This is a genomic window from Rhodococcus sp. P4_B6 (assembly GCF_056402215.1).
Genome location: NZ_JBFUHV010000115.1, coordinates 1 through 19,810, shown reverse-complemented (window position 1 = coordinate 19,810; position 19,810 = coordinate 1). Strand labels below are relative to the sequence as shown.

General features: G+C 68.3%; 19 protein-coding genes and 1 pseudogene. 13 read left to right on the top strand and 7 right to left on the bottom strand.

Annotated elements, in window-relative coordinates; genetic code table 11:
* Positions 1-31: 31 nt before the first annotated feature.
* Positions 32-1,342 carry a CitMHS family transporter gene (locus AC1DWT_RS35490; protein ID WP_477924246.1) on the bottom strand — a complete coding sequence of 437 codons (1,311 nt, stop codon included), beginning with the start codon at positions 1,340-1,342 and terminating at the stop codon, positions 32-34.
* A 154-nt stretch (positions 1,343-1,496) separates the two neighbouring features.
* Between AC1DWT_RS35490 and AC1DWT_RS35485 the strand changes: the two genes are divergently transcribed.
* A complete protein-coding gene (locus AC1DWT_RS35485; protein ID WP_477924244.1) occupies positions 1,497-2,393 on the top strand; it encodes a LysR family transcriptional regulator in 897 nt (298 codons plus the stop codon).
* Here AC1DWT_RS35485 and AC1DWT_RS35480 read toward each other — a convergent pair.
* The gene (locus AC1DWT_RS35480) at positions 2,390-3,415 is read right to left on the bottom strand and encodes a LacI family DNA-binding transcriptional regulator (protein ID WP_477924243.1); all 1,026 of its coding nucleotides are present in this window, start codon (positions 3,413-3,415) and stop codon (positions 2,390-2,392) included. The genes AC1DWT_RS35485 and AC1DWT_RS35480 overlap by 4 nt on opposite strands.
* A gap of 132 nt (positions 3,416-3,547) precedes the next feature.
* Between AC1DWT_RS35480 and AC1DWT_RS35475 the strand changes: the two genes are divergently transcribed.
* Positions 3,548-4,603, top strand: a complete 1,056-nt coding sequence (locus AC1DWT_RS35475) for a Gfo/Idh/MocA family oxidoreductase (RefSeq protein ID WP_477924242.1) — start codon at positions 3,548-3,550, stop codon at positions 4,601-4,603.
* 5 nt (positions 4,604-4,608) lie between these two features.
* Positions 4,609-5,388: a TIM barrel protein gene (locus AC1DWT_RS35470; protein WP_206014948.1), complete on the top strand. Its 780-nt coding sequence runs from the start codon at positions 4,609-4,611 to the stop codon at positions 5,386-5,388.
* Here the strand turns inward: AC1DWT_RS35470 and AC1DWT_RS35465 are convergent.
* Positions 5,385-5,702, bottom strand: coding sequence for a hypothetical protein (locus tag AC1DWT_RS35465; protein WP_477924240.1), 318 nt, complete (start codon positions 5,700-5,702; stop codon positions 5,385-5,387). The genes AC1DWT_RS35470 and AC1DWT_RS35465 overlap by 4 nt on opposite strands.
* 496 nt (positions 5,703-6,198) lie before the next feature.
* Between AC1DWT_RS35465 and AC1DWT_RS35460 the strand changes: the two genes are divergently transcribed.
* The 3 genes from AC1DWT_RS35460 to AC1DWT_RS35450 are packed head-to-tail and all read left to right on the top strand — an operon-like array spanning position 6,199 to position 9,765.
* The gene (locus AC1DWT_RS35460; RefSeq protein WP_477924239.1) at positions 6,199-6,900 is read left to right on the top strand and encodes a hypothetical protein; all 702 of its coding nucleotides are present in this window, start codon (positions 6,199-6,201) and stop codon (positions 6,898-6,900) included.
* Between the two features lie 32 nt (positions 6,901-6,932).
* The gene (locus AC1DWT_RS35455) at positions 6,933-8,258 is read left to right on the top strand and encodes a TIGR03118 family protein (protein ID WP_477924237.1); all 1,326 of its coding nucleotides are present in this window, start codon (positions 6,933-6,935) and stop codon (positions 8,256-8,258) included.
* 1 nt (position 8,259) lies between these two features.
* The gene (locus tag AC1DWT_RS35450) at positions 8,260-9,765 is read left to right on the top strand and encodes an Hsp70 family protein (protein ID WP_477924235.1); all 1,506 of its coding nucleotides are present in this window, start codon (positions 8,260-8,262) and stop codon (positions 9,763-9,765) included.
* Here AC1DWT_RS35450 and AC1DWT_RS35445 read toward each other — a convergent pair.
* The gene (locus tag AC1DWT_RS35445) at positions 9,757-10,179 is read right to left on the bottom strand and encodes a hypothetical protein (RefSeq protein ID WP_477924233.1); all 423 of its coding nucleotides are present in this window, start codon (positions 10,177-10,179) and stop codon (positions 9,757-9,759) included. The two genes, AC1DWT_RS35450 and AC1DWT_RS35445, sit on opposite strands and share 9 nt — an antisense overlap.
* A 104-nt stretch (positions 10,180-10,283) precedes the next feature.
* On the opposite strand from AC1DWT_RS35445, the pseudogene AC1DWT_RS35440 reads away from it, so the two are divergent.
* The 6 genes and pseudogenes from AC1DWT_RS35440 to katG all read left to right on the top strand — a co-directional run bounded on the left by AC1DWT_RS35440 (position 10,284) and on the right by katG (position 16,565).
* Positions 10,284-11,421 (top strand): annotated as a pseudogene (locus tag AC1DWT_RS35440) (RNA-guided endonuclease InsQ/TnpB family protein).
* A 106-nt stretch (positions 11,422-11,527) separates the two neighbouring features.
* Entirely contained in the window at positions 11,528-12,691 is a 1,164-nt protein-coding gene (locus AC1DWT_RS35435; RefSeq protein ID WP_477924264.1) for a sensor histidine kinase, read from the top strand.
* A 17-nt stretch (positions 12,692-12,708) separates the two neighbouring features.
* On the top strand, positions 12,709-13,383 hold the full coding sequence (locus tag AC1DWT_RS35430; protein WP_477924262.1) for a response regulator: 675 nt from the start codon (positions 12,709-12,711) through the stop codon (positions 13,381-13,383).
* 87 nt (positions 13,384-13,470) lie between these two features.
* On the top strand, positions 13,471-13,626 hold the full coding sequence (locus tag AC1DWT_RS35425) for a hypothetical protein (RefSeq protein ID WP_167372170.1): 156 nt from the start codon (positions 13,471-13,473) through the stop codon (positions 13,624-13,626).
* A gap of 229 nt (positions 13,627-13,855) precedes the next feature.
* Complete coding sequence (locus AC1DWT_RS35420; RefSeq protein ID WP_087555081.1) at positions 13,856-14,299, top strand: Fur family transcriptional regulator; 444 nt, start codon at positions 13,856-13,858, stop codon at positions 14,297-14,299.
* 106 nt (positions 14,300-14,405) lie between these two features.
* The gene (gene katG, locus AC1DWT_RS35415) at positions 14,406-16,565 is read left to right on the top strand and encodes a catalase/peroxidase HPI (RefSeq protein ID WP_420855145.1); all 2,160 of its coding nucleotides are present in this window, start codon (positions 14,406-14,408) and stop codon (positions 16,563-16,565) included.
* 83 nt (positions 16,566-16,648) lie between these two features.
* Here katG and AC1DWT_RS35410 read toward each other — a convergent pair whose 3' ends face one another.
* Positions 16,649-16,882 (bottom strand): hypothetical protein, encoded by a 234-nt coding sequence (locus AC1DWT_RS35410; RefSeq protein WP_072946847.1) that lies wholly within the window; start codon positions 16,880-16,882, stop codon positions 16,649-16,651.
* Between the two features lie 104 nt (positions 16,883-16,986).
* The gene (locus AC1DWT_RS35405; RefSeq protein WP_477924230.1) at positions 16,987-17,766 is read right to left on the bottom strand and encodes an acetoin reductase; all 780 of its coding nucleotides are present in this window, start codon (positions 17,764-17,766) and stop codon (positions 16,987-16,989) included.
* A gap of 127 nt (positions 17,767-17,893) precedes the next feature.
* On the opposite strand from AC1DWT_RS35405, the gene AC1DWT_RS35400 reads away from it, so the two are divergent.
* Positions 17,894-19,150, top strand: coding sequence for a GAF domain-containing protein (locus AC1DWT_RS35400; protein WP_477924259.1), 1,257 nt, complete (start codon positions 17,894-17,896; stop codon positions 19,148-19,150).
* A gap of 3 nt (positions 19,151-19,153) precedes the next feature.
* Here AC1DWT_RS35400 and AC1DWT_RS35395 read toward each other — a convergent pair.
* Positions 19,154-19,810, bottom strand: a 657-nt coding sequence (locus tag AC1DWT_RS35395; protein ID WP_477924228.1) for a lipoyl synthase, incomplete at its 5' end; no start/stop codon positions are given.

Genomic DNA, 19,810 nt, shown 5'->3' with positions numbered 1-19,810 from the left:
GGTTCGACGGATGCGGCGGTGTCGGGGACGATTACAGCGAGAGGGCACCGGTGAGCAGCGCTACGACGGTCATCACGATCGTGGTCCCGAAGGCCCAGCCGAAGATGAACCGCTGGTGCTTGCCGAGGTCCACCTTGCTCAGTCCGATCAGGATGAACGTCGCGGCGGTCAGCGGGCTGAGCGGGAACCCGGTGGTCATCTGGCCGAGGATGGCGGCGCGGCCGATCTCGGCGGGGTCGCCGCCGAACGAGGCGGTGGTCTCCGCGAGCACCGGTACGACGCCGAAGTAGTAGGCGTCCGGGGTGAAGACCAGGCTGAGCGGCATCGACGTGACCGCGGTGATGACGGGGATCAGGGACCCGGCGGACTGCGGAATCCAGGAGACGAACGTCTGCGCCATCGCGGTGATCATGCCGGTGCCGTTGAGGATTCCCGTGAGCACACCTGCCGCGAGGATCATCACCACCACCATGGTGACGTTGCCGCCGTGCTTCGCGAACAGGGCCTGCTGATCCGCCCACTTCGGGCGATTGACGGCGAGCGCGAGCGCGAAGGCGATGGCGAACGCCACCTCCAGCGGCACGAGTTGGAACAGCAGGATCACGATCAGGACGAGGGTGAGCACCGTGTTGAATGCCATCACCGCCCGGTGGCGGCGGGTACGCATCGGCGGGTCGGAGACGTGCGGGGTGCCGGGACCACCCTCGCCGGGAGACACGAGTTCGGACACACCGAGCCGTTTCCGTTCCGTGCGGCCGATCATGTACGCGGCGAACAGGACCCACAGGACCCCGACGCCCATCGCGGGGAGGACCGGCGTGAAGATGTCGGCGCTGGTCAGGTCGAGCGCGGCCATGGCGCGGACGGTCGGGCCGCCCCACGGAATCATGTTCATCAGACCGGCGGCCAGGCAGACGATGCCGGTCAGTACGACCGGGCGCATCCCGAGCCGCTGGTAGATGGGCAGCAGCGCCGAGATGGTGATCAGGAAGGTGGAGGTTCCGTCGCCGTCGAGCGCGACGAGCAGGGTCAGCACCGCGGTGCCGACGGCGATCTTGGTGGGATTGCCGCCTGCCCACCGGACGATCCGGCGGATCGCCGGATCGAACAGTCCCACGTCGACCATCAGGCTGAAGTACAGCACCGCGAAGGCGATCATGATGGCGACGGGCGCGACCTTCAGGAGGCCGTCGCCCACCATCTCCCCGAGGTCGGGTGCCCACCCTCCCACGATCGCGAACGCGATGGGAACGAGGATCAGCGCGACGAGCACCGAGACCCGGCGGCTGAACGCCAGCGCCAGGAAACACGCGATCGTGGCGAACCCGAGTGCGGCAACCATGTGACCTCCTTCGAATCGGAGTCCCAGTGTCGCGCGCCTCACAATTGCGCGTCAAATATCAATGCATGATTGATTCATGATTTTTGCTCATGAATGAGTCGCGCAGATGGGACGGGCAACGTAGCGCCTCGGCGCATGAATAGCGGCCATACTGATGCACATGAGCATCAATCTGGGGATCTCGCACCTGAGGAGCATCGTCGCGATCGCCGACTACGAGAGCTTCACCTCGGCTGCTCACGCCCTCGGCGTGTCCCAGTCCTCCCTGAGCCGCTCGGTCGCCGAGGCCGAGCGCAGACTCGACGTCACGCTGTTCGAGCGCACCACCCGCCGCGTCGAACTGACCACGCACGGGCGCGAGATCATCGAGCACGCCCGGCGGATGCTCCACGACTTCGACGACGGGCTCACGCAGATCGAACGATTCGTCACCGGTGACCGCGGAATCGTGACGGTGGCGTGCCTGCCCTCGCTCGCGGCCACGTTCCTTCCCCCGTATGTGGTGGACTTCCGCGAGCGGCACCCTCACGTGCGGCTCCAGATCCGCGACGGGCTGCGTCAGGAGGTCCTCGATGCCGTGTACTCGGGGACGGTCGACCTCGCCCTGGTCACCACCTCGGGGATTCTGCCCGGCCTGCAACAGGACGTCCTGACGAGCGACTCCTTCTATTGTGCGGTCCCGCCGACGCACCCGTTCGCCGAACGGCCGGTGCTGCAGTGGTCGGATCTCGCCGGGCAGCCGTTCATCGCGTTCGGCCCCGAGAGCAGTATCGCGGCGCCCGTGCGCCGGGCCGTCGAGGACGCTCGCATCGAACTCGGACCCGTCATGCAAGCGCAGAACATCGGCGCGGTAGCGGGTTTGGCGGCCGCCGGGCTCGGTGTCACCGCGGTTCCCGCACTCGTGCTTCCCATGATCTCGTTCGCCGGTCTCGTCCACATACCCCTGCGGCCGAGAGTCGAACGCACCATCTCGCTCGTCCAGGTCGCCGGCCGTCCCCAGACGGCGAGCACCCGCGGTTTCGTGCACGCCCTCCTCGCCGGCCGGAGCTAGTCGTGTTGTGCGACAGGGCCGGTGGTCGAGCGCCGGACCAGGTGCGGGGCGAGCACGAGGTCGACGGCCTCGCCCCCGGCGATCTGAGCCAGCGCCGCGTCGACGGCGGCGTCGGCCATGTGTGTGGCGTCCTGCGAGATTGTCGTCATCTGCACGTGCGGAATCCTCGCCAGGCGGGAGTCGTCGTAGCCGACGACGGAGATGTCCGTGGGCACGTCCCGGCCGCGGCGGACCAGTAGGTCGAGTACGCCGGTGGCGCACCGGTCGTTGAACGCGACGACCGCGGTCGGGGGAGTGGGCAACGCGAGAAGCTCGTGCATGCCCTGTGCGCCTTCGGTTTCCGTAGGACCACCGGCCACGACCGTGGCCGAATCCGACAGTCCGTGCCGGTCCATCGCGGCCAGGAAGCCGGCCCGCCGGTCGGCGCCGCCGGGGGCGTCGGCGCCGTCGATGTGGGCGATGTTCCGGTGCCCGAGTTCGGTGAGGTGGTCGACGGCAAGGGTGATGCCTGCGACGTCGTCGCCCCGCACGGCGCCGACGCCGGGCAGTCCGCTGGCGCGCGCCACGACGAGGGCGGGCAGGCGGTCGGCCAGCGCGCCGAGTTCGTCGGTGTCGAACCGCGAGCCGAGGAGGATCGCGGCCTCGCAGCGTTCCCGCATCAGCGCCTGGACCGCGACCTGCTCGGCGCGACTCGGGGCGACCGCGCTGAGCATCACGTCGTAACCCCGGCGGGTGGCCGCCGCATAGATCTGTTCGACGAGGTCGCCGTGGAACGGTTGCTGCAGTTCGAACACGACGCCGAGGAGCCGGGAACTGGCCTGGCGCAGTTTCTGTGCGCGACGGTCCGGCACGTAGCCCATCCCGTCGGCGATCTCGAGCACCCGCTGACGGGTCGCCTCGCTGGCGCCGGGGACCCCGCGCATCACGATCGAGACGAGCGCCGTGGAGACTCCTGCCGCTCGCGCGACGTCGCCCATCGTCGGACGGGCGCCACCGGTCGGTCCCGCCACCGGTTCGGCCACGTGCACGACTCCTGTCTCCCGGGCCCGCGATCGGGGCCGCTCTTGACCAATGATCTCACGAGTTCTACGGTCTAGAACTAGAACGTACTAGTTCGCCTCTACCTCCACCCTTCACCGCACTGGAGCGCATTCATGTCACTCACCGAAGCCGCACCCGTCCGCTCGACGACGGCCGCTTCCCATCCGGTCCGCATCGCGACGATCGGCGCCGGACGCATCGGCTCGAATCACGCGGAGATCGTGGCCCGCCTGGTCCCCGGGGCTTCGCTCGTCGCGGTCAGCGACCCGGTCGGCGAGTCCGCGCAACGTCTCGCCGCGGCGCTGGGCGCACCGCTCGCCACCACGTCCGTGGACGACGTCCTTACCAGCGACGAGGTCGATGCGGTGCTGATCACCGCCCCCGCGCGGAGTCACACGGACCTGGTGGTCGCGGCCGCGGCGGCCGGCAAGCACGTGTTCGTCGAGAAGCCGATGGCGGTCACCCTCGAGGACGCCGACCGCGCCATCGCGGCGGCCACGGACGCAGGCATCGTCCTGCAGGTCGGGTTCAATCGCCGGTTCGCTCCCGGGTTCGCCGCCGCCCGCGCGGCGATCGACGCGCAGAAGGTCGGAACTCCGCATCTGCTGCGTTCGCTGACCCGCGACCCCGGCCCGTTCACCGCCGATCCGGCGCGCATCCCGCAATGGACCATCTTCCTCGAAACGCTCATTCACGACTTCGACACCCTGTGCTTCCTCAACCCGGGTACGCGACCGGTGCGGGTGCACGCGATGGCCGACGCCCTGGTGCGACCGGACGCCAAGAGCACGGGCCACCTCGACACCGCGGTCGTCACCGTGCAATTCGACAACGGCGCCATCGCGACGGCGGAGGCGAGTTTCAGCGCGCTGTACGGATACGACGTGCGCGCCGAGGTGTTCGGCTCCGGCGGCATGGTCACCGCGGGCAGCGGGCTCAGCACCGACATGACCTACTACGGCCCCGACGGGCAGCACGCCGACACCGCGCGCCGCGACACCGACCTCCTCCACACCGCCTACGTGGGCGAACTGACCGCCTTCGTCGACGCGATCCGCGCCCACACACCGGCCGTGGTCACGGGCGAGGATGCCCGCACCGCGCTGTCGATCGCACTCGCCGCGATCCGCAGCGTCGAGACCGGCGCCGCCGTCGATCTGGACCGGTGACCCCGATGACGTACACGCTCGCCGCCAGCGCCGAAATGCTCTACCTCGACCTGCCGTTCGCGGACCGTGTCCAGCGCATCGCCGAACGCGGACTCCAGGTGGAGATCTGGGACTGGTCCACCAAGAACGTCGACGCGCTCGTCGCGAGCGGCGCCGAATTCTCCTCGATGACGGGCTATCTGGAGGGCAACCTCACCGAGCCCGACAGCATCGAGGCGCTGCTCACCACCGCACGCCAATCCCTCGACGTCGCGAAACGGCTCGACTGCCCGAGGTTGAACCTGCACGGAACCGGACTCGACAACCGGGGTCTGCCCGTTCGTCCCGTCGAAACGGTCACGCCCGCAATGTGGCTCACTGCCGCCGACACCCTGCGGAAGGTCGCCGAACTCGGTGAACAGGCGGGGCGCGTGTTCACGCTCGAGAACCTCAACCTCGCCGTCGACCATCCCGGTACCCCGTTCGCGACCGCAGCCGACACCCTCGCTCTCGTCCGGGCGGTCGACAGCCCTCATCTGCGGATGAATCTCGATCTGTATCACGCCCAGATCGGCGAGGGAAACCTCATCGAACTCGTCCGGAAAGCGCTGCCCTACATCGGTGAGATCCAGGTCGCCGACGTCCCCGGACGCTGTGAACCCGGAACCGGCGAAATCCACTACCCGGCGATCGCCGCCGCCCTTCGAGACATCGGCTATACCGGCGTCGTCGGACTCGAAGGCTGGGCGAAGAACGATCCGGACGACGCGCTCGACGCGTTCGAGGCGGCCTTCGCGCACGGCTAGCGTCTGGACACTCCGCTGACACTGGGCCGTTGCCGCTGCACCCGGTAGGGGTAATCACTTTGCTCGGCAACGGGTCCCGGTTCGACGGACACCGGCACCGACCTCGCCCGCGGCCCGACCGGTCGCGATCCGGACGGGATCGCATACGACCCGACACGCGGTGCGGTGTGGACCACAACGAATCCGTCGGCGCTGGCCCCGACGTGCTCGCCTACGACCAGGGCGCCCACCGTCTCTATGTCGCGGCCGAATCCGGCACCCTCACCGCATTCGACCAACAGGACCGCCACTTCGCCGAGATCGGGTCCGGTCATCTCGCCGATAATGCGCATGTGAAACAAATAGTCGGGCAACCATTCCGGAGAAGGCGAAGGCTGCGCCGGCCTGGAGCGGGCTCTCGATCCCCAGCCGACGGCGGCAACTCCCTGCGCACACTCGGATCACGCCGCTTGTGAGGATTCCGCCGGTGTGTGATTGCCGACACATAGATTGACTTAGGGGCGCCAAACATTTTTACTTGAGCAGCCCGCAAACAAAGGGCAGGCTTAGCTATATCCTGTGAGTAAGCTGTGAGCAGATTCGAGAGGGGACCGTTCGTGACCACGCAAGCATGCCGCCTCCTCTCGAACGGCACCGGCTTCAGGAGCTGACAGGCTCCGCAGACTGGCGTCCGGGACAGCGCGCGCCGACACGCACCCGTCGACTTGTGTGGACTCCGTTCGCGCACTTCTCACTCAGGACCGGTTCGCCCATGCATCCCTGCTGTACCCGTACGCCCGAGCATGCGCCCGTCGTCGTCCGGAGCGTCCCGTGACGCGCCCCGAACCCGAGGTCGGGCCACCTACTCTGATCTCCCCCGTCACGCCCCTTCCGCCACGACAGGTTCGTGCCGACGCCGTGTCGTGGGGTCCGGTCCACGCAGGCAGGCCGCCACGTAACGGCCGGAAGCGTGTGCTGCCCGTTCCGCCGGGAGAGCCGGAACGCCCACTTGCACTTCATGATTCTTGGTTCATCGTGCTCGCCGCCGCGCTCCTGGCCGCACTGGCGCTCGCCGGGGTCCTGTGGATCTCCGTGCACGTCCGGGTGGATCCCGTGCTGCACACCGCGGCCCTCTTCGTGCACCTCGCGTCGCTGGTGCTCGGCTTCGGGGGTGTCCTCATCGCGGACTACCTGGTGCTGCTGTGGATCTCCGGCCGGTCGACCCTCGCCGAGGCCATCCGCGGCGCGGAACGCCTACACCTGCCCATCTGGGCCGGCCTCGCCGGCCTCGTGGCCAGCGGCGCACTCCTCGAACCCAATCTGGCCTCCACGCTCACCCGGACCAAGCTGGTCCTCGTGTTACTCCTGACCGTCAACGGACTACAGGCGCTGATACTGGGCAGGCGGATCGCGCACAGCGATGCGACGCATCTTCCGACCCGGCTGACGCTGTGGGGCGCGGCGACCGCACTCATCTCCCAGCTGTGCTGGTGGGGTGCCGTGTGGATCGGCTTCTGGAACGCCGAGCACTGATCTTCCCGTACCCCTGAGAGAGGCATAGATCGATGAAGAACACCCGCACGACGCTGTCGTGGGCCGCGCTGCTCGTCACGGCGGCGGCGTCGGCGACCGGATGTGCACCGGCCGCGTCATCGCACGCACTCCAGGATCTTCCCGGCAACCGTTACGCTCGAACCGCTCTCGTCGCGAGCAGTGCCGACGCCGCCGCCGCGACCACCGTTCCCGCAATGGTGAACGCATGGGGCGTGGCCATCCGCCCGCAGGGCGAAGGCGGCCACTTCTGGGTCGGAGCGGGCGGAAACTCCTTCGAGTTCGTCGGCGACGTGACGGCGTCGCCCGACCCCGCACTGCGCACACTGCACCAGGACGCGCTGCACGAGGTCAGTGTGCCCGGCGCGGATGCGGACACCTCCGAGGCCGGCCTCGGAAAGACCACCGGTGTCGTGTTCAACCCCGCACCCCTGACCTCCGACAGCTTCGCCGTCACCGGGCAACCCGTGATGGTGGACGGGCGACAGGAGATACTCGGTGGGTCGTCCCGATTCCTCTTCGCCACCGATTCCGGCCGCATCTCCGGTTGGACCGAGCAGGGGGCCGACGGACGCATCGTCCGGCACGACGGCCCCGCGAAGGAGATGTTCAACGGTGAGTCCGCGGGGATGAGCTTCTTCGGGCTGGCACTCGCACCCGGCCGCGACGACACATTGTGGGCCGCCGATTTCGGTGCGGAGCCGCAGATCCGGCAGTTCGACAAGACCTGGCAGCCCGTCGCCACGCACGGTTTCGCCAATCCGCTCGCGACCGGAGACCTGCTCGACCCCGCCGACCCGAACGGTGGCAAGCACACCCGCCCCGGCGATCCGGCCCCGTTCAACATCGTCACGGCCGGTGACCGGGTCTTCGTCACGTATGCGACGACCAAGGCTGCCGAGAACGGCACGGGATTCGACGCGGGCGAGGAGGACTCACTCGACGCCGAACAGGAGACCGCGAGCGGCGACCGCCCCGACCGCGGCAAGGTCGCCGAGTTCGACGCCGCGGGCAATCTGGTCCGTGTCCTCGACGACCAGGGCCGCCTCAACGCCCCGTGGGGTGTCGCTGTCGCACCCGCCGATTTCGGTGCGCTCGCCGGCGCGATCCTCGTCGGCAATTTCGGGGGTGCGGGCCGGATCGCCGCATTCGACGACGAGACCGGCGCCTTCATCGACTACGTACGTGACGAGTCCGGTGCCGTCCTCGCCGTGGAGGGCCTGTGGGGACTGTTGTTCGGCAACGGGGAGAGCCTCGGCGACAGCAGTTCGCTCTACTTCACGGCCGGTCCCGCGGACGAGACGGACGGCGTCTTCGGCCGCCTGCGCGCGGCCAACTGACATGGACGACAACAACACCCACGGACTCGGGCTGAGCGTCGGAACGGCGTGCGCCGTCGCAGCGGTTGCCGGTGCGGTCGGCGTCGACGCCGTGCTGACCCGCCGTTCCACGCTGACGTTCGGCCCGTCGTCGACCGTGCGGTTGGGCGACCAACCGGGCGACACGGGTGTGGTGGCGGGCTTCGCGGATCGGATCGGAGAGGCCGTCGTCGCGGGCGACGGTCTCCGCTACTCCGGACAGGATCTGGTCGCCGCCGCCGCGCACTGCCTGATCGTGGAAGCCGACCAGCTGGACGACCCGCCGATCGTGCTCGCCCACCCGGCCGTTCACCTGCCCCGGGTCGTGAACGCACAACGGGAAGCGCTCGATCGTGCGGGTCTCGGCAGGGTGGGTCTGGTCGCCTCGCCCGTCGCCGCCGTCGCCTGGCTCGAGTCCGAACACGGTCCGCTCGGCGAGGGACTCGCGCTCGTCTGCGAGTTCGGCGCCGACAATCTCGACCTCACTGTCGTGGCGTTCGGTGCCGCGAGCGGTTCCGATCCGATAGTGGGGCGGCCACTCCGTTCGACGGAGTTCCGCGGGCGTCACCTTGCCGGGGTGGGGGAGCACTCGATCGACGACACGGTCTCGGGGAGTCTCGAACTGGTCGCGGACTGTCTTCGTGTCGCTCGCGTGAACGTCACCGATCTCGACGTAGTCATCGTGACCGGTGCCGCGGCGACCGATCCCGTCGTCGAGGAAGTGCTGTCCGGGGCGCTGGGCGCGCCGGTGGTGTGCGAGCCGGCGCCCGGCCACGCATCGGCCTGTGGGGCAGCCGTTCTCGCGGCGGCAACCAGGTCCGGTACTGCAGCAACAGCATCCGCGCATCCGGCGTCGGTTGGACGACGGGCCCTGCGCGTTACCGCAGCCGCGACCGCCGCCGCGGCGATGATCGCCGTCCCGTGGCTTGCCCGCGACATGACCTCGATACGGGAGCCGGGGGCGGGTTCGTCAGTCACCGCACACGCGTTCGAGTTGATCGAACAACCAGGGCCGCCGCGAATCCCGGCCGCGAGAACCACAGCCTCGAGCCCGGCCGTGTCCGCGGTGGCAGTTCCCCAGGCCGTGCCGGCTGTGGCAGTTACCCCGGCCGGGTCGAGATCGTGGGTTCCCCGGCTGGTATCGATTCACGCGCATCCTCCGCTGATCGAACCGAGCGTCGAATTCACCGTCGAAGCCGAGCCTCTCCCAACGGCATCCACATCTGCGCCACGAATCTCCGCGGTGACACCGGTGGTGTTCGCGCCCACGAGCGCTCCGGTTGCGACCTCGACTCCGCCGGATCCCACCGAGTCCACTCCGGCGCCCACCGAGTCCACGCCGGCGCCCACCGTCGGACCCGACCCGACGACGTCGCCTGTCGAGCCGCCCCTCACGGACGCGCCGAGCGAACCGGCTCCGGACCTCGACGACCCCGCGTTGCCCTCATCTTCGCCCTCCGAGTCGGCGCAGCCCACCTCGTCACCGTGACGACCCGCCGCTCAGCACGGTTGTCCGCCGGTCGCTCCGGTGGCCGGACACACGTCCCGTGGTGTGGGCCTCGATCATCCGTTGCTCGTCGCGTTGGGAGCCGCGCAACGGCACGGACGAGGCGGACGCGGCGTCGAGCAGCGCGCGCAACTCCGGCTGCTCGCCGGCCAGTTCGCGCCACGCCGCGTTCACGGGTGTGCCGTCCTCGACGGCCTGGTCGAGGCGGGCGGCGAGATGGTTGCTCCACCGGTGCTGCAGGGCGAGCAGGATGTTGTCCGCAGAACCGAAAAGCGGGATCGCGCCGGGCACTTCGTCGAATCGCAGCGCCAGTGCGGGGTCGACGTGCGCCCGCGCCAGGACCTCTTCCAGCACCGCCCGGCGTGCACGGAAATCGTTCCACGACATCTCGGCCACCTCCGTGGTTCCGTTGATCCGTGAGTCTTTCGGCGCATACCCGGTCCTTCAGGGCCGGGATGGCCGATCTGTTTGTGTCGGACTGTGTGGCTAGTGTCTGGGTCATGGCGGGGAGGGTGGTGAAGCGGGCGTTCAAGTTTCGTTTCTATCCGACTGTGGTGCAGGCGGATCAGCTTGCTCGGACGTTCGGGTGCACCCGGTATGTCTATAACCGGGCGTTGGCGGAGCGCTCGCGGGCGTGGTCGCAGGAGCAGCGGCGGGTCACCTATGCGGACACCTCGAAGATGCTCACCGGATGGAAGCGGGACACCGAGACGGAGTGGTTGGCGGAGCCGTCGAAGGGGCCGTTGCAGGAGTCGCTGCGGCAGTTGCAGGGTGCGTTCGAGAGGTTCTGGCGCACGCAGGCCGGCTACCCGCAGTTCAAGAGGAAGGGGCGGTCGAAGGATTCGGCGACCTACTATTCGAACTGCTTCACCTACCGGGGTGGGCAGATCCGGTTGGCCAAGCAGTCCGAACCGCTGGATATTCGGTGGTCGAGGCCGCTGCCGGAGGGGGCGGTGCCGTCGCAGGTGACGGTGTCGCGTAATGCTCGTGGTCAGTACCATGTTTCGATTCTCGTCGAGGACACGATTACCGAGCTCGAGCCGGTCGATCGGGTGGTCGGGCTCGATGCCGGGATCACGAGCCTGTACACGCTGTCGACGGGGGAGAAGATCGCCAACCCGCGCCACGAGCGCAGGGATCGTGCGCGGTTGGCGAAGGCATGTGCTGGCCAGGAAGGAGAAGGGGTCCCGGAACCGGGCGAAGGCCCGACTGAAGGTCGCGAAGGTTCATGGTCGGATCGCTGATCGGCGGCGCGATTATCTGCATAAACTTTCCACTCGGCTGGTGCGCGAAAATCAAGTGATCGCCGTCGAGGATCTGAGTGTGCGGAATATGGTCAAGATTCGGTCGTTGTCTCGGGTGATCTCGGATGCGGGGTGGTCGGAGTTCCGGTCGATGCTCGAGTACAAGGCCGACTGGTACGGGCGGCGGGTGGTGGCGGTCGATCGGTTCTGTCCGTCGTCGAAGACCTGCTCGGTGTGCGGGGCGGTCGCCGGGGCGATGCCGCTGGACGTGCGGGAGTGGACGTGCCGGTGCGGCGCGGTCCATGACCGCGATGTGAACGCGGCGAAGAACATTTTGGCCGTCGGACTGGCGGTGGCAGCCTGCGGAGATGGTGTGAGACCACCTCGCACCTAAGGTGTGGGAAGGCGACTGTCGGTGAAACAGGAACCTCGGGACGTGAGTCTGGAGGGGATTCTCGGTCGTTCACGGCCGAGAGGACGTCAAGCCCGCAACGCTACGGATCCGCGGAGGCGGTTTCGCCGTGCCGGTGTTCGCGCACATCGCCGTCGTCGCCATCGCCGGTGCCGCTGTCGCGCAACGCGACGGCTTCGTGCCGCCGGGGTGGGTGCTGCTGTGCGGCCTGGTCGCCGCCGTGACCCCCGTTGCGGGAGACATGATCAGACCGGGGGTGGTGCTTCCGCGGCCGTTCCTGGCCGTCGTCGTGACCGTGGCGGCCGCACTGTTGCTCCTGCAGCAACCCGACACCGCGTTCGACTTCGCCCCGCTCATCCTGGTGATCCTGACCGGCGAGGTCGCGGCAACGGCGTCGCTGGGGGTCGGTCTCGCCACCCTGTTCAGCTCGATGGCGGTCCTGTCGGTGTTCGCCGTGGCGGGGCGACTCGACGGCGCGCCCTACGCCCTCGCCGGCGTCGTGCTGGGGTGGGCGTTCGGGTATCTGATGCTCACCCAGTTGCGTCTCCTGCATCAGGAGCGCGCGTCGAAGGCGATCCAGTCGGAGCAGGCCGCCACCCGTGAGCGCCAGCGGATCGCCCGCGAGGTGCACGACGTCATCGCCCACTCGCTGAGCATCACGCTGCTGCATCTGACCGCGGCCCGCCGCGCGCTCGCGCAGGACCGCGACGTCGACGACGCCGTGGATGCGCTCTCCGACGCCGAGCGGCTCGGGCGGCAGGCGATGGCCGACATCCGCCGCACCGTCGGGTTGCTCGACGCGGGCCCGGCAGGTACCCGCCCGGAACCCGGGGTCGCGGATCTTCCCGATCTGATCGACGACTTCCGCCGCGCGGGCCTCCCGGTGGACTTCGACCTGCACGGAGACCTCTCCGCGGTGACCGGGACAGTCGGTCTCGGCCTGTACCGCATCACGCAGGAGTCGCTGGCGAACGTCGCCAAACATGCGCCCGGCGTCGGCGCCGACGTGCGGCTCACGGTCGAGCCGGAACGTGTGTCCCTGGAGATTCGCAACCCGATCCGGGGCCGGGTGTCTACACCGGACAGCTCGCGCGGTTCCGGGCTGCGGGGTATGCGCGAGCGCGCCGCGTTGCTCGGTGGCACGCTCCGCGCCGGCCCGGACGGCGGGCGGTGGTCGGTGCGCGCCGCGGTCCCGCTGCCCCGCGACTCGTGCCGGCCGGCGATCCTCCGTCACATTCCGGGACTGTCGTGACGGGCCCGGAGATCAGGGTGCTGCTGGTCGACGACCAGGAACTGGTGCGGTCCGGGCTGCGCCGGATCCTTCGGCGCAAGGACGGCTTCGTGATCGTCGGCGAATGCGCCGACGGCTCGGAGGTGCCGGACGCGGTCGCGGAGCACACCCCGGACGTCGTGCTCATGGACCTGCGGATGAAGAAGGTCGACGGCATCCGGGCCACCCGCGACCTCCGGTCGGCCGCGCAGCCGCCGCCGGTGCTGGTGCTCACCACGTTCGACGACGACGATCTGCTGTCCGGATCGCTGCGCGCGGGTGCGGCGGGGTTCATCCTGAAGGATTCGCCGGCGGAGGATCTGATTCGCGCCGTGCGCACCGTCGCCGAGGGCGGCGCCTGCCTCGACCCGGCCGTGACCGGACGGGTTCTCGCCACGTACCGCACCGTCGCGCCCTCGTCCGACGGGGACGGCAACCGACTCACCGAGTTGACCGCGCGGGAACTCGACGTGCTCGCGCTGATCGGGCGCGGCCACAGCAACGGCGAGATCGGTCGTGAGCTGGGTATCTCGGGTGTGACCGTGAAGAGTCACGTCGGGCACATCTTCCTCAAACTCGATCTCCGCGATCGCGCAGCCGCCATCGTGTACGCGTTCGATCACGGCATCGTCGCCCCGGGCGGCACCGGTCCGGACCGAGGGCCGGCCGTGTGATCAGCCGCTGCGGTTCCCTGACGCCGACGGCTTCCTGCGCCTAGGATTCGCATAAAAGCCCGAGCCACTCTCACAGAGGAATTGGCCATGATCGCAATCGGTGTGGTGCTCATCGTCGTCGGCTTGGTCGTCAAGATCTCGTCGTTGTGGATCGCGGGCCTCATAGTCGGCGCCGTCGGCCTTCTCCTCCTGCTCCTCGGGCTGCTGGGCCGCAAGGTGGGCGGACGTAAGTACTGGTACTGACGGGGTCGACCCCGCCAGTCACGTTGTGGCCGTTCCGCATCGAAGCGTCGCGAGTGGACAGTCGCGCGCAGGCACAGTCGACGCACGGGAATGATCGCCCTCGAGCTTCCTTGACAGGCTGTCGGTGCCTCTCCGGCCACCGACCATCATGTGTATGTAAGTGGAAGTCACGGCAAATTGTTTCCGCAAACTCTTTACTGAGTCCAGAAAAGTAGTCCATAGTGAGTGGGTGCCGTCGATGCCGGATTACGCAGCGTTACTGCGCGGGGCTGAGCTTCGCGTGACCCGCCCGCGGGTCGCGGTGTTGGAGGCGGTGCACGCACGTCCGCACGCCGATACGGAGACGATTTTCGGAGCGGTGCGGACGGTTCTGGACGGGGTGTCCCGGCAGGCCGTGTACGACGTGCTGCACGCAGTGACCGCGGTGGGATTGGTGCGCCGGATACAGCCGGCCGGCTCCGTGGCTCGTTACGAGTCGCGGGTCGGAGACAATCACCACCACGTGATCTGCCGGTCGTGTGGGGCCATTGCGGACGTCGACTGCGCCGTCGGCGAGGCGCCCTGCCTGACCGCGTCCGACGACAACGGTTTCCTCGTCGAGGAGGCCGAGGTCATCTACTGGGGTCTGTGCCCCGACTGCTCGACAACACAGACTTCTCGATCGAAACCCTGACCAACAGCCCAAATTGGTCTCTCCCGGAAGGAATGTTGTGTCCGATAGCTGCCCGGTCGCTCACGAGGGAAACACTCAGAGCACCAGTGAAAGTGAAAACCCCGCAATCCCGTCCCCCACTCCGACGGCGCACCGCCCGAGGACGAACCGCGACTGGTGGCCGAACCAGCCGGAGTTGTCGGTCCTGCACGCCCATTCGTCCAAGTCCAACCCGATGGGTGAGAACTTCGACTACGCAGCGGAGTTTGCGAAGCTCGACGTCGAAGCACTCAAGCGCGACGTCATCGATCTGATGACGGATTCGCAGGACTGGTGGCCTGCCGACTTCGGCCACTACGGCGGCCTCTTCATCCGGATGAGCTGGCACGCCGCAGGCACGTACCGCATCGCCGACGGCCGCGGCGGCGGCGGTCAGGGCGCCCAGCGTTTCGCGCCCCTCAACAGCTGGCCCGACAACGCGAGCCTCGACAAGGCCCGCCGGTTGCTCTGGCCCGTGAAACAGAAGTACGGCAAGCAGATCTCGTGGTCCGACCTCCTCGTCTTCGCCGGCAACTGCGCCCTGGAGTCGATGGGATTCAAGACCTTCGGGTTCGGATTCGGACGCGACGACATCTGGGAGCCCGAGGAGATCTACTGGGGTCCCGAGGACACCTGGCTGGGCGACGAACGCTACAGCGGTGATCGTGACCTCTCGGGTCCGCTCGGGGCCGTGCAGATGGGTCTCATCTACGTGAACCCGGAGGGGCCCAACGGCCAGCCCGATCCCCTCGCCGCCGCCCGCGACATCCGGGAGACGTTCGCCCGCATGGCGATGAACGACGAGGAGACCGCCGCGCTGATCGCCGGCGGCCACACGTTCGGCAAGACCCACGGTGCAGGCGACGCCGACCTGGTCGGTCCGGAGCCGGAAGCCGCCCCGATCGAGCAGCAGGGCCTGGGCTGGAAGAGTGCCTACGGCACCGGCGTCGGCAAGGACGCGATCACCAGCGGTCTCGAGGTCGTGTGGACTCCTACACCGACGAAGTGGGACAACAGCTTCCTCGAGGTCCTGTACGGCTACGAGTGGGAGCTGACCAAGAGCCCCGCCGGTGCCTGGCAGTGGACCGCGAAGGACGGCGCGGGCGCGGGCACGATTCCCGACCCCTTCGATTCGTCGGCGGGACGCGCCCCCACGATGCTGACCACGGACCTCTCGCTGCGCATCGACCCGGCGTACGAGAAGATCACCCGGCGCTGGCTCGACCACCCGGAGGAGTTCGCCGACGCGTTCGCCAAGGCGTGGTACAAGCTGCTGCACCGCGACATGGGACCGGTCACGCGCTACCTCGGCCCGTGGGTCCCGGAGGCCCAGCTGTGGCAGGACCCGGTCCCCGCTGTCGATCACCAGTTGATCGGGGACAGCGAGATCGCCGCCCTGAAGGGCAAGATCCTCGACTCGGGGCTGTCCATCTCCCAGCTGGTGTCCACGGCCTGGGCGTCGGCAGCCACGTTCCGTGGCACCGACATGCGGGGCGGCGCCAACGGGGCGCGGATCCGTCTTGCGCCGCAGAAGGATTGGGAGATCAACAGCCCGGCCGAGCTGTCCAAGGTTCTGCAGACCCTCGAACAGATCCAGCAGGACTTCAACTCGTCGCAGTCCGGCGGTGTGAAGGTCTCGCTCGCGGATCTGATCGTTCTGGCCGGTGCCGCGGCGGTCGAGAAGGCGGCGAAGGACGCCGGCCAGGACATCACGGTTCCGTTCACGCCGGGGCGCACCGACGCATCGCAGGAGCAGACCGACGTCGAGTCGTTCGCGGTGCTCGAACCGAGGGCCGACGGGTTCCGCAACTACCTCCGGCCGGGAGAGAAGTTGCCTGCCGAGGCACTTCTGGTCGAGCGGGCCTACATGTTGAACCTGACCGCCCCGGAGTTGACGGTCCTGATCGGCGGCCTCCGTGCGCTGAACGCCAACTTCGGGCAGACGGCGCACGGCGTCTTCACCGACCGGCCCGAGGTGCTGACGAACGACTTCTTCGTCAACCTCCTCGACATGGGGACGGTGTGGAAGGGAGCAGCCTCCGCCGAGAACGTCTACGAGGGCAGCGACCGCGTCACGGGCGACGCCAGGTGGACAGCCACAGCCGTCGATCTCGTGTTCGGTTCGAACTCGCAACTGCGTTCCCTCGCCGAGGTCTACGCGACCGACGACGCGCAGCAGAAGTTCGTGCAGGACTTCGTTTCCGCGTGGGACAAGGTGATGAACCTCGACCGGTTCGACCTCGACTGATCACGGTGGTTGGTCGGCTTCGGGCCGGCCAACCGTCACCTGACCCGGCACCCCGCGAGCAGATGCTCGCGGGGTGCCGGGGTTCAGGCCATCGACAGCTTCTCGGCGTTTCGCACCGCGGTCTCGAGGTGCCTGTCCGCGGTGCTCAGGTCCAGCCGGGCGTCGCTGAGGCTGTCGATCACGCCTTCACGCGAAGCGCCGTCGGCTGTGCTGTGGAGAAGGTCGAACTCGTCGGTCAACTCCTTGATCCGGTGTTCGAGGGTTTGTAGATCGGCTCGTAACCGGGCGGTGCGTTCGACGAGGTCGCCGACGTTCATCGCTGCCCCTTTCATCCCGAACTCACTGACGCGTCACCACCTCGTCTACCCGCGACTGCCCCCGCGAAACCACCACCGCCCAGCCTTGGCCTGGAACGCCCTGCCTACCKGTACACGAGGCCGCCGTCGATCAGTCCGGCCTGCCCGGTCATGTAGTCGGAGTCCGGTCCGGCCAGATACGACACGTACGCCGCGACGTCCTCGGGTGTCTGTGCACGGCCGAGGGCGATGCCGCCGACGAACTTCTCGAACGTCGCACCCTTCGGCGCGCCGGTGAGGGCCGAGAAGCGCTCGTCGATGGTGATCCACATGTCGGTGCCGACGACACCGGGGCAGTAGGCGTTGACGGTAATGCCGTCGGATGCGTACTCCTTCGCCGCGGCCTGGGTGAGTGCGCGGACCGCGAACTTCGTCGCCGAGTACACGCCGAGCATCGCGAATCCCTCGTGGCCGGCGATCGACGACGCGTTGATGATCTTGCCGCCGTGCCCCCGCGCCCGGAACTTGGCCGCCCCGGCCTGGATGCCCCACAGCACACCTTCGACGTTCACGGCCAGGATCCGTGACACGTCCTCCGGTGTCGCGTCGGCGATCGGGTCGACCTGGGCGATGCCCGCGTTGTTCACGATGATGTCGAAGCCGCCCAGTTCACGCTCCGTCCGGTCGACGGCGGACCGGACCTGATCGCGGTCCGTCACGTCGGCGACCAACGAGATGGCCTTCGAACCCGCCGCCCGGACCTCGTCGGCCACCGCGTCGATCCGGTCGGCGTTGACGTCGACGAGCGAGATGTCGGCGCCGTCCGACGCCAGCCGCAACGCGATCGCGCGTCCGATGCCCTGGCCCGCGCCGGTGATCAACGCGACTTTGCCCTCGATGCTCATTCCTAGCTCCTCTCCGATGTGACCGTCCTCACAGGGGAGCCAAGCATCGTCTGCCGTGACTGTTCAAGGGTTGCAGCCGATTGCATTGTGACGAGTCTTGAACCGATTGCGTTCTCTCCCAATGAAAATGTGCCGAGCCCGGCCATGGTTCGGCGCTCACATTCCCGGTAGGCTCGGAGGTGTGAGTACTACCGGTTCGGTTCGGCACCGCCTTCCCGCTGTCGGCTCGGGGGTGGATCTTCCCCGGCACGCACGGTTGTTGAGTCAAGTTCACGACGCGGTGCTGTCGGGTCGGCGACCACCGGCGCAGCCGCGCGAGATCGTCGGCAGGTCGTGGTCGCGGCTACAAGCGGACGGGGTGAGTCCCGACAGTTGTGAGGACGTGGTGCTGGCCGACTGCGCCGAGGTCGAAGCCCGGCGGACGCGTACCGCCCTGCGTGCGGTTCTTCCGGAGCTTCGCAGCACGTTGACTCAGGTGGCGGAGGACGCGAATTTCATCGTGGTGATCGCAGACTCCGACGGGGTGGTCCTGTGGCGGGAAGGGTCCCGTGGCCTGCGGAAGGCCGCCGATGCCCTGGGATTCATGGAGGGGGCCCGATGGTCCGAGAGTTCGGTGGGTACGAACTCCATCGGGACGGCGTTGGTGGAAGATGCTCCTGTGCAACTGTTCTCGGCGGAGCATTACGCACGGTCGCATCGTGGCTGGTCGTGCACAGGCTCTCCGGTGCACGATCCCCGGAGTGGCGAAGTGCTCGGCGTCGTCGACATCAGTGGCTCGGCGATGTCGGTTCATCCGACGACGTTGGCGCTGGTGCAGACGGCGGTGCGGTTGGCCGAGGCCACATTGTGGCAGGAGCACACGATCAACCTGGAGAAGCTTCGCGGTCATGCGGCGCCGGTGCTCGGGGCAACCGCGGGTCCGGCCCTCGTGGTGGACCGGCACGGCTGGGTCGCCGACGCCCGGGGGCTCGCCGCCCCCGACCGGGTGTCACCTCCGTGCCCCGGCACGCCGCTGTTGGTGCCCGGGTTGGGGCTGTGTGTGCCGGAACCGCTCGGTGACGGCTGGCTGGTGCGACGCGAAGGCAGGCCGACGACCATCGGAGTGGAACTCGATCTCGGTGAGTCCCCGCGAGCAACGGTGCGGGGCGATACGAGTTGGACCCGGGCGCTCTCACCGCGCCATGCGCAGATATTGCGAGTGCTGACCGAAAGTGGTTCCGCTGGAATCGATGCTGCGTCGCTGAGCGTGTCGTTGTTCGGTGACCGCGACCACGTGGTGGCCGTGCGCGCCGAGATCTCCCGTCTCCGAAAAAGTCTCGGCCCCGTTCTGTCCACCCATCCGTACCGTTTCGCCGACGGTGTCGACGTGCATGTGGTCGGTTGAGTGTCAGGAGGCCTCTCCGGTCGGCGAAAGAGGCTTCTCCCTATTCGCTTTCGCCTGCGCGTAGAGGCGGCCGGCGCGGTACGACGAGCGGACGAGCGGTCCGGCCATGACGCCGGCGAACCCGATCTCCTCGGCGGCCTGGGAGTGCTCGACGAACTCTTCGGGCTTGACCCACCGCTCGACGGGGTGGTGGCGGGGGGAGGGGCGCAGGTACTGGGTGATGGTGAGGATGTCGCAGCCGGCGGCGTGCAGGTCTTCCATCGCCTGGTGGACCTCGTCGGGGGTCTCGCCCATGCCGAGGATGAGGTTGGACTTGGTGACCAGCCCGAAGTCGCGGGCGGCGGTGATCACGCCGAGGGAGCGTTCGTAGCGGAACGCGGGGCGGATCCGCTTGAAGATGCGGGGGACGGTCTCGACGTTGTGGGCGAGGACCTCGGGACGGGTGGAGAACACCTCGGCGAGCTGGTCGGGTTTGGCGTTGAAATCGGGGATGAGCAGTTCGACGCCGGTGCCGGGGTTGAGCTGGTGGATCAGGCGGACGGTTTCGGCGTAGAGCCAGGCGCCGCCGTCGGGGAGGTCGTCGCGGGCGACACCGGTGATGGTGGAGGCCAGGCGCCGCCGTCGGGGAGGTCGTCGCGGGCGACACCGGTGATGGTGGAG